Source organism: Bacillota bacterium (assembly GCA_013314855.1).
Classification (GTDB): domain Bacteria; phylum Bacillota; class Clostridia; order Acetivibrionales; family DUMC01; genus Ch48.
This window is the reverse complement of sequence record JABUEW010000149.1, coordinates 1-9,316: the sequence shown is the minus strand read 5'-3', so window position 1 is coordinate 9,316 and position 9,316 is coordinate 1. Positions and strand designations below refer to the sequence as shown.

General features: G+C 48.1%; 7 protein-coding genes. All 7 read left to right on the top strand.

Features of this window, described 5'->3' with window-relative positions; all coding sequences use genetic code 11:
* The first annotated feature begins 139 nt into the window (after nucleotides 1-139).
* The gene (locus HPY74_18150; GenBank protein ID NSW92548.1) at nucleotides 140-763 is read left to right on the top strand and encodes a molybdenum cofactor guanylyltransferase; all 624 of its coding nucleotides are present in this window, start codon (nucleotides 140-142) and stop codon (nucleotides 761-763) included.
* Nucleotides 747-1,532 carry a formate dehydrogenase accessory sulfurtransferase FdhD gene (gene fdhD, locus HPY74_18145; protein ID NSW92547.1) on the top strand — a complete coding sequence of 262 codons (786 nt, stop codon included), beginning with the start codon at nucleotides 747-749 and terminating at the stop codon, nucleotides 1,530-1,532. The genes HPY74_18150 and fdhD overlap by 17 nt, the downstream gene beginning before the upstream one ends.
* Before the next feature lie 124 nt (nucleotides 1,533-1,656).
* Nucleotides 1,657-4,269 carry a sigma 54-interacting transcriptional regulator gene (locus tag HPY74_18140; protein NSW92546.1) on the top strand — a complete coding sequence of 871 codons (2,613 nt, stop codon included), beginning with the start codon at nucleotides 1,657-1,659 and terminating at the stop codon, nucleotides 4,267-4,269.
* A gap of 272 nt (nucleotides 4,270-4,541) precedes the next feature.
* Nucleotides 4,542-5,066 (top strand): NAD(P)H-dependent oxidoreductase subunit E, encoded by a 525-nt coding sequence (locus HPY74_18135; GenBank protein ID NSW92545.1) that lies wholly within the window; start codon nucleotides 4,542-4,544, stop codon nucleotides 5,064-5,066.
* Complete coding sequence (locus tag HPY74_18130) at nucleotides 5,053-5,403, top strand: (2Fe-2S) ferredoxin domain-containing protein (GenBank protein ID NSW92544.1); 351 nt, start codon at nucleotides 5,053-5,055, stop codon at nucleotides 5,401-5,403. The genes HPY74_18135 and HPY74_18130 overlap by 14 nt, the downstream gene beginning before the upstream one ends.
* Nucleotides 5,404-5,423: 20 nt before the next feature.
* Entirely contained in the window at nucleotides 5,424-8,459 is a 3,036-nt protein-coding gene (nuoF, locus tag HPY74_18125; protein ID NSW92543.1) for an NADH-quinone oxidoreductase subunit NuoF, read from the top strand.
* Between the two features lie 154 nt (nucleotides 8,460-8,613).
* Nucleotides 8,614-9,316, top strand: a 703-nt coding sequence (locus tag HPY74_18120; GenBank protein NSW92542.1) for a (2Fe-2S)-binding protein, incomplete at its 3' end; no start/stop codon positions are given.

The following is a 9,316-nucleotide window of genomic DNA, read 5'->3' as shown; positions in this document are numbered from 1 at the left end:
GTGTTCAAGGGCTGCACCAAAGCAGCCGAAGCCCCTGCCACCGCTTCCCAATCCGTTGCAAAATAGGTATAATGAATTTAAATAGAATAATCAAAAGCGGCATTGCCGCTTTTGATTATTTATCCGGGATGGTGGAGACATGGAATTATTGGGTACAGCAATCGTGCTTGCAGGGGGGAAAAGCAGCAGGATGGGTTTTGACAAGGCTTTTCTCGATATACGCGGCAGGTCCATGGTTGAAATTATTGTAGATCAACTGAGAACCGTTTTTGCAGACATAATTGTGGTGACCAATAACCCAGGAAGCTTTGTGGGACTGGATGCCAGGATATCAACGGATATATTAAAAAATGCAGGGCCTTTGGGGGGAATCCATGCTGGTTTAAAGCTATCCTGCAGCAAGTATGCTTTTCTGGCGGCCTGTGATATGCCAATTCTTTCATTGGAATATGCAAAATACATGATGGAAGTTGCTTCAATACATTTGCCCGATGCGGTTATATCCTCCAAGGGAAGTTGGATAGAACCGTTCCATGCCCTATACAGCAAGAATCTGGCAGATGATATTGAAGAAAAGGTGAAAGAAGGAGTTTACAAGATATACGATGTCCTTAAACATAAGAACATAGTGAAGATAAATGAAAGCAAGGTGCGTGAGTACAGCCCGGACCTTAATATATTTACAAACCTCAACGACCTTAACGATCTTCAGGAGTTCTACAAGTTGATTGAAACGGGAGGGGACAATGGTGGCATATTTTGAGGAAACCGATATAGTAAGGTTTAACGGTCAAGAAGTTGAATGCATAAAGGATATTGTAGTTGAGGAATATCCATTAACGCTTTTTTTAGGCGGCAAGGAAATCGTTACTCTGCTGTGCTCACCGGAAGACCTGGAGTACCTGGTTATCGGTTTTCTTCTTTCGGAGGGATTTATCAAGAACGTTGAGGATATTGCAAATTTAAGGATGGATAGTAAGGAAGGCATTGCAGATGTAGAACTCCGGAGGGAAAGTATTTTTGCAGAAAAGTTGTATGGCAGCCGCACTATTACCAGCGGCTGCGGCAGAGCGCCGGTCTTCTACAATGTGAAGGATTCTATGGATACCAGGGTGCTGGATAAGGATTCACTAAAGATTGAACCCGAGACTGTGATTCAGCTAATGAAAGAATTTGACAGTATGGCCGTAGTCTTCAAACAAACGGGGGGTGTGCACAGCTGCGCACTGGGTATGGAAGGAATAATAGAAATCTACCACGAAGACATTGGACGGCATAATGCAGTGGACAAGGTTTTAGGACATGGAACAAAAAACGGGGTGGATTTTGAGAATAGTATTGTCGTTACCAGCGGAAGAATTTCATCCGAGATGTTGATAAAGGTTGCAAAAAGAGGGATACCGGTAATTGTATCAAGGTCAGCGCCTACAGCTTTGTCCGTAAAACTTGCAAAAAAACTCAATATAACGCTTATCGGTTTTGTCAGGGGAAAGAGGTTCAATGTATATTCAGGGTTTCATAGAATCAAATGAAAGGGCATTCCTTATGATGCAAGTGTAAAACATCAAGTTGCAAAATACCCCGATGGAAAGAAGGATATACAGAAGAATTAGCGAATTATTATTAAAAGAGAAATAAAAGGAAAAAGGTGAAATTATGGGCAACACTGTCATAACAACCGATAGTGATAAGTGTAAAGCCTGTTACGCCTGTGTCCGGAACTGCCCCGTTAAAGCCGTTAGAATGGTTGACGGAAAGGCCAGCGTTATAGCTGAAAGGTGTATCAGCTGCGGGAGCTGCCTGAAGATATGCAACCAGGGTGCAAAGAGGGTAGCGGACAGCGTGACGATGGTAGAGGAAATCATACGTTCCGGTTCAAAGACTGCCGCTCTCATTGCACCTTCCTATCCTGCAGTTGTTGATATGCCAAGAGATACCTATATAGGAGCTCTCAAGGCTGCCGGTTTTGATTATGTATGGGAGGTGGCGGCAGGGGCTGAGCTTATGTGTGAAGCCTACAGGAACCTGGACTTATCTTCAAAGTTTTATATAAGCACTCCATGTCCTGCGGTTGTCAATCTCATCGAGATGCACTACCCATCCCTGGTACCCAACCTTGCTCCCATTGTGTCTCCCATGATAGCGGCAGCAAAGATGTTTAGAAGCGCATACAGCGACCCGGACATTAAACTGGTATTTATCGGGCCCTGTGTCGCGAAAAAGTCCGAAATTATACGGAGAGACATTAGCGGCATTATAAATGTAGCCCTTACGTTTGAAGAAGCGGAAGAACTATTCAGCAGGAAAAAAATAGATATTGATGCGGTTCAGCCAACTCAGCCGGACAGCCCTTGCGCTTCTATGGGATATACAATACCCCTGCCGGGGGGACTGCTCCATTGCATGAACCTGGCGGAGGACCTGCTCAGCCAGAAATATATAATAGCCGAGGGGTCCAAACAATGTATAGATGTCATATCCTCGGTTACCAATGGGGATGTCAATGTGAAATTTCTTGACCTGCTGATGTGCAACGGGTGTATCGATGGCCCGATGGCAGGACAATCCAAGAGCATTACGAGCAAGAGAAGAGATATAATAGCGTTTTTCAACGGCATTTCCGCAGAAGAAAAGAAAGAGGGGAAAGAACGGATATCCAGGTACCATGTTGACCTTGCAGCAAGTTTTTATAACAAAAACGCCTTCCTTCCCCAGCCCACCGAGAAGGATATACAGGAAGTTCTGGCGAGGACGGGCAAATATACTCCGGAAGACCAATTGAACTGCGGCGCCTGCGGCTACCCGTCCTGTCGCGAGAAAGCCATAGCGGTTTTCCAGGGCATAGCCGAAGTGGATATGTGTCTGCCCTATCTCCTGTCTCAGAAAACCCAATTGACGCAGACCCTTGAGGAAGAGTTGGAAAGGGAGAAAGAACTGAACCGGGAGAATCAGGCTATAATAGATTGTTCCTACGATGGAATAGCAGTTGCCGATGCTAAAGGTTTTTTGATAAAGGTTAACCCTGCCCTGGAGCAGATGCTGCATATGAGCGCCTCGGAACTGATTGGATCGAGTGTGGAGGAACTGGAGAGGAAGGGTATTGTCTATCCTTCGGCAACCATGCTTGCCCTTAAAACGGGAAGGCCCGTTACCTTTATGCAGAAGCACAAGTCGGGGAAAGAGGTGCTGGCCACCGGCAACCCGGTGGTGGATGAAAATGGAAAGGTTACCAAGGTAATTACAAATATGAGGGATTTAAATGCCCTTCGTGACATGGAAAACAGGATTAGCCAGGGCATTGGGGAAATATATGTGGAAGACGAGAATTTGGAACACCTGCTCAGCATGCGGAGCCCGGAATTCCAGGCGGTAATGGAAGTTGCAAAGAAGCTTTCCAAAATAGACTCTACCCTACTGATACTTGGCGAGTCCGGTACCGGTAAGGATGTTATTACGAGATTTATTCACCAGAATGGACCCAGGAGGAAGGGACCCTTTGTCAAGATAGACTGCGGAGCCATCCCTGAGAACCTGATAGAATCGGAGCTGTTCGGGTATGAAACAGGCTCCTTTACGGGGGCTAAGAGACAGGGCAAGCCGGGATTGCTGGAAATAGCCCATACCGGCACGGTGTTTCTGGACGAAGTGGGCGAACTGCCCCTGTCCCAGCAGGTGAAACTGCTGAGAGTACTGCAGGATAAGAAAATAGTCCGGGTAGGGGGCACTAACCCTATAGATATCGATATCCGCGTTATTGCTGCCACCAACAGGGACCTTGACGAGATGGTAAATAACGGGGAATTCAGGGCGGACCTGTACTACCGTCTGAGTGTGGTACCCCTGGAGTTACCACCCCTCCGGAAGAGAAGAGAGGACATATTGCCGCTCACCAACAGGTTTTTGGAGAAGTTTAACCATGAGTACGGAACCAGCAAAATTATTTCGGAAGATTTAAAGAAAATATTCCTTGAATACCAGTGGCCCGGGAATATAAGGGAATTGGAGAACCTTGTAGAGAGACTGGTTATTGTGTCCCGCGGAAGTATAATACAGCCCGATGACCTGCCGCCTGATTTTATTAAGAGGTCCAACAACGGCCAGAATATTGAGGTGATCGGGATGATTCCCCTGAAAAAAGCCCTGGAAGAGGTTGAGAAACAGCTTCTGCTGAAGGCCAAGGAGAGGTACAACAGTACTTACAAGATGGCGGAAATACTGGAAGTTGATCAGTCCACCATTGTCAGGAAGCTTAAAAAGTATCTGACTTAATGCAGCAATACATTATCAATGTAATACTGCATTAGTAGTACTAAACCATACGGTTTTGAGGGGTACGGTATATTATATATTAATGGCAATGTATCCCGACATTGGTAAGTGAGACAGACCCTTTTAGAAGGGTTTTATTTTTTTTGCAGAGCCAGTAAACAAAGGGTATTGGCTGAAGCCGGTCTGTTTTCGGTTTAAAGGGCCTTTGGCACGTGGTTTGCGTTTATACAAGGTAATAAAATTAATTGGATACATTAAAAGGAGGTATGTGTATGGGCGGCACAGCGGTCAGCACAGTCCCCGGTTTTACGACAGGACAGATGGAGCGGGTTGATGAAATTATTAAGAGATTTGAAGACACCCCCGGAAGGCTTATTCCGGTACTGCATGAAACACAAAAGGTATTGGGATATCTGCCCCCTGGAATACAGGAATATATAGCTGGCAGACTTAACATTCCGGCCAGCGATGTCTACGGGGTGGTGACATTCTATTCCCTATTCTCAGAGAAACCCAAAGGGAAGTACTGTATAGGAGTATGTAAGGGTACGGCCTGTTACGTGAAGAACTCTCAAAAGATACTTGAAAAGCTGGAGGAGATTCTTGGCATAGGTGGAGGGGACACTACCGACGACGGTAAGTATTCCATTGAGGTTTTGAGATGCCTTGGAGCCTGCGGTCTGGGTCCTGTAATAACCATTAATGAAAAGGTGTACACAAGGGTGAAACCTGACAAGCTAAAGCAAATACTCCTAGAGCATGAAGAATGGGAGGCGAATAAGGATGCAAGCTCTTGAGAATTATCAGAGATTAAGAAATAAGGCTGAAAACAGGGTTCTGGAGCAGGGAGACCGGGGAAGTATCGTGCTTCAATTAAGCTGGTGCAGTACGGCTGTTGGCGCCAAAGAGATAGTGCGGAGGGTAAAAGATACGATATTTACGCAGGGACTTGGAAATGTGGAAACCAGGGTGGTGGGCTGTATAGGATTATGCAGCCAGGAGCCCATAATGACTGTAAAACTGCCGGGGGAGAAAGATGTATCATACTCGAGGGTTACTCCGGACATGGCTGAGGCAATAATTTTCAACCATGTAATGAAGGGGAAAATAATCAGATCATGGCTAATCCAGTAACAGGAGGGGTGGTATAGATTATGAACCAAGTAGAATATCAGATATTGGTGTGCGGCGGGGGCGGCTGTGAATCTTCAGGGTGCCAGGAAATAGTTGATAAACTGAATGAAGAGCTTGAAAGGACAAAGCTGTCCCGTACAGTAACAGTGGTAAAAACGGGGTGTATGGGGCTCTGCGCCCTGGGTCCCCTTATGACCATCTACCCGGACGGAATTTTTTATAAGGAGCTTACCGTGAAGGATATTCCGGAAATTGTAGAAAAACATCTCCTGCAAGGGAAAGTAGTGGAAAGGCTGTTGTATCATATGCCGGATACCGGTGAGCCGGTGAGGTCAATAGATGAAATCCCGTTTTTCGCCCGTCAAAAGAAAATTGCCCTGAGGAACGTAGGATTGATAGATCCCCTCAGCATAGAGGAGTATATAGCCTTTGACGGGTATTTTGCCCTTGCCAAGGTTTTATCGGAAATGGAGCCGCAGGAAGTAATTGAGGAGATGAAAAAATCCGGGTTAAGGGGCAGAGGCGGAGGTGGCTTCCCTACCGGAATCAAGTGGGAATTTGCATACAAGGCCAAAGGGGACGAGAAATACGTGGTGTGCAACGCCGATGAGGGCGACCCGGGAGCCTATATGGACAGGAGCATAATAGAGGGTGACCCCCACACGGTAATCGAGGGGATGGCTATTGCAGGGTACGCAATAGGAGCGAAAAAAGGGTATGTCTATATAAGGGCGGAGTACCCTATGGCGCTCGAACGTCTGCAAATAGCAATAGAACAGGCCCGGAATATGGGGCTTCTGGGAGATAATATAATGAACTCCGGATTCAGCTTTGACCTGGAGATAAGGGTGGGAGCGGGAGCCTTTGTATGTGGCGAGGAGACCGCCCTCATCAGGTCAATACAGGGTCTGAGGGGCGAACCGAGGATCAGGCCGCCTTTCCCCGCCAACGAGGGTGTATGGAACAAGCCAACCCTTATAAACAACGTGGAAACCTGGGCCAATGTACCTCCCATCATACTGAACGGAGGGGACTGGCTGAGGACCATAGGTACTCCGGAAAGCCCGGGGACCAAGGTTTTTGCCCTTGCCGGAAAGGCGGAATATGCAGGTCTGGTAGAGGTGCCCATGGGCACATCCCTCGGGGAGATTATATTCGACATCGGCGGGGGCCTGATAAAGGGCAAGAAGCTTAAGGCCGCCCAGACCGGAGGACCGTCGGGCGGATGTATTCCGGTAGGAGGTCTCAACGTACCTGTCGATTACGAATCCCTCAAGGAGATGGGTACCATCATGGGTTCGGGAGGCCTGATAGTAATAGATGAGGATACCTGTATGGTTGACCTGGCAAGATTTTTCCTGGAATTTGTCCAGGAGGAATCCTGTGGAAAATGCACGCCCTGCCGTGAAGGAACCAGGGCAATGCTGCAGATACTGGACAGGATTGTAAAGGGAGAAGGCAGACAGGGAGATATAGAAAAACTGGAGAGCCTTGGCAATATCATAAAATCAACCGCCCTCTGCGGTCTTGGACAGACTGCCCCCAATCCGGTGCTCAACGCAATCCGGTATTTCCGGGAGGAATTCGAAGAGCATATAAACCATAAGAGATGCCCGGCTTCCAGCTGCGCCAGCCTGTTTTCCTCACCCTGCATCAATGCCTGCCCCGCGGGGGTGGATGTTCCGCGGTTTATTGAGGAGATCCAAAGGGGAAGGTTCGACAAGTCCGTTGAAGTCATTATGGAAAACAACCCCTTCCCGGGCATATGCGGGAGAATATGCGGGCATCCCTGCGAGGCCAAATGCCAGAGGGCTCAGGTTGATGAAGCAATGGATATACGGGTGCTCAAGAGGTTCGTAGCCGACTGGGAAATGGAGCACCCCGGAATTCATGTAGAAGTGGCTCCGGATACAGGCAAAAGAGTAGCCGTGGTCGGAGCAGGGCCTGCCGGGCTCACTGCAGCATATTACCTTAGAAAATGGGGCCATAGAGTTACCATATTCGAGGAGCACAAGGAACCCGGAGGCATGCTGGTATACGCCATCCCCGAGTTCAGGCTGCCCAGGAACGTTATAAAGCATGAGATACAAAGGATTCTGGACCTGGGTATCAACCTGGTAACGGGCGTCAGGGTAGGCAAGGATATAAGCCTGAACAAGCTCAGGGAAGAGTACGATGCCGTATTCGTAGCAGTGGGATCGCAGGAACAGATTTTACTGGATATCCCCGGAGAAAATCTCACGAATGTCCATTTCTCCTTTGATTTCCTGCAAAAGGCCAATGCCGGCAATCCGCCATACATTGGGAACAAGGTTGCCGTAATAGGCGGAGGCAACTGCGCCATTGACATGGCAAGGTTTGCCATAAGGCTTGGAGCAAAGGAAGTAAAGATGATATACAGGAGAAGCGCCCAGGATATGCAGGCCATGAACAAGGAGATAAGGGACGGGATGGAGGAAGGGGTGATTATAGAGCCGCTGACGGCGCCCCTGGAAATCATAGGTGACGAAGAGGGAAAGGTCAAAGGCTTAAAACTGGTCAGAATGAAACAGGGAGAGTTCGACCGGTCCGGGAGGAAGAAACCGGTTCCTATCAAAGGTTCCGAATATACCGAAGAGTTCGATTCCGTCATAGTGGCAATAGGTATGATACAAGACATTGAAAGTCTGAACGGTGAAACCAGCCTGGAAATTGACAGGTACCTGAGGGTTGTGGTTGATCCGCATACCCAGCAGACGAGTGTTGAAGGAGTATTCGCGGGAGGCGACTGTTCAAGGGGCCCGGATACCGTAGTTGGGGCAGTTGGAGATGGAAGAAGGGCGGCCCTGAATATAGACAGGTACCTGGGAGGTAATATGGCGGAACAACTGAGTAACCGAAAGATTGAAAGAAGGAATTTCCAGCCCGTTATCGAGGAAAAAATGGAGAGGATGCCTCCCGACGACCTGTTGCCTGTAGAGAGGAAGTATACCTTTAATGAGGTGGAAGGCTGCCCCAGCAAGGAAAGGGCTGTCCGCGAAGCATCGAGATGTCTGAGATGTGATGTGAGGGACTGATGTGACGTGCCAAATATACAATCAAAAGGGGATATTCTGGTATGGGAAGTGTGAAGTGGGATGTTAGATGTGAGAATCTTACAAGTGCTGGAGAGCAATACTAAAATCCGACCTCCCACCTCTCACCTCCCAACATAAGAGAGGTGATAACAGGTTGAATATGGTTAACCTAAAAATTGACGGTGTGGAAGTTCAAGTACAAAAAGGTATGACCATACTTGAAGCTGCGAACCAAGCCGGTATCAATATACCTAACCTGTGTTACTGCGAGGGATTGAAGCCGGACGGCGCCTGCAGGATATGTGTTGTGGAAGTGGAGAAAGCGAACGGGCTTGTCTGCTCTTGTTCAACGGCAGCAGGTGAAGGTATGGTGGTTTATACCGAGAGTCCCAGGATAGTTGAAGCAAGAAGAACTATTCTCAGCCTTATTTGGGCAAACCACCCGTATAACTGCCTGACCTGCGAAAAGGCAGGAAACTGCAAACTGCAGGACTACAGCTACAGGTACGGTATAACCGATGAGGATATAGAGGTATATGCCGATACCGGAAAGAGACAGGGTCTGGATGACAGCGGTAAGTTCTATGTCTATGACCGGAGCAAGTGCATACTCTGCGGTAAATGTGTAAGGGTCTGCGCCGAAGCTTCGGTGGTATCCGCCATAGGGCGTTCGGATAGAGGTTCCAAGACCCGCATCACTCCCCCCTTCGGCAGGCCCCTTGAAGATTCAGAATGCGTATCGTGCGGCAACTGTGTATCCTACTGTCCTACGGGAGCATTATCGGCGAAGAAGCCGGTAAAATACAGGGAATGGGAAGTAAAACGTGTGGACACCACCTGTACTTACTGCGGCGTAG

Coding starts and splice junctions, on each gene's coding strand:
- HPY74_18150 (NSW92548.1), top strand. CDS start 140: ATGGAATTATTGGGTACAGCAATCGTGCTTGCAGGGGGGAAAAGCAGC.
- fdhD (NSW92547.1), top strand. CDS start 747: ATGGTGGCATATTTTGAGGAAACCGATATAGTAAGGTTTAACGGTCAA.
- HPY74_18140 (NSW92546.1), top strand. CDS start 1,657: ATGGGCAACACTGTCATAACAACCGATAGTGATAAGTGTAAAGCCTGT.
- HPY74_18135 (NSW92545.1), top strand. CDS start 4,542: ATGGGCGGCACAGCGGTCAGCACAGTCCCCGGTTTTACGACAGGACAG.
- HPY74_18130 (NSW92544.1), top strand. CDS start 5,053: ATGCAAGCTCTTGAGAATTATCAGAGATTAAGAAATAAGGCTGAAAAC.
- nuoF (NSW92543.1), top strand. CDS start 5,424: ATGAACCAAGTAGAATATCAGATATTGGTGTGCGGCGGGGGCGGCTGT.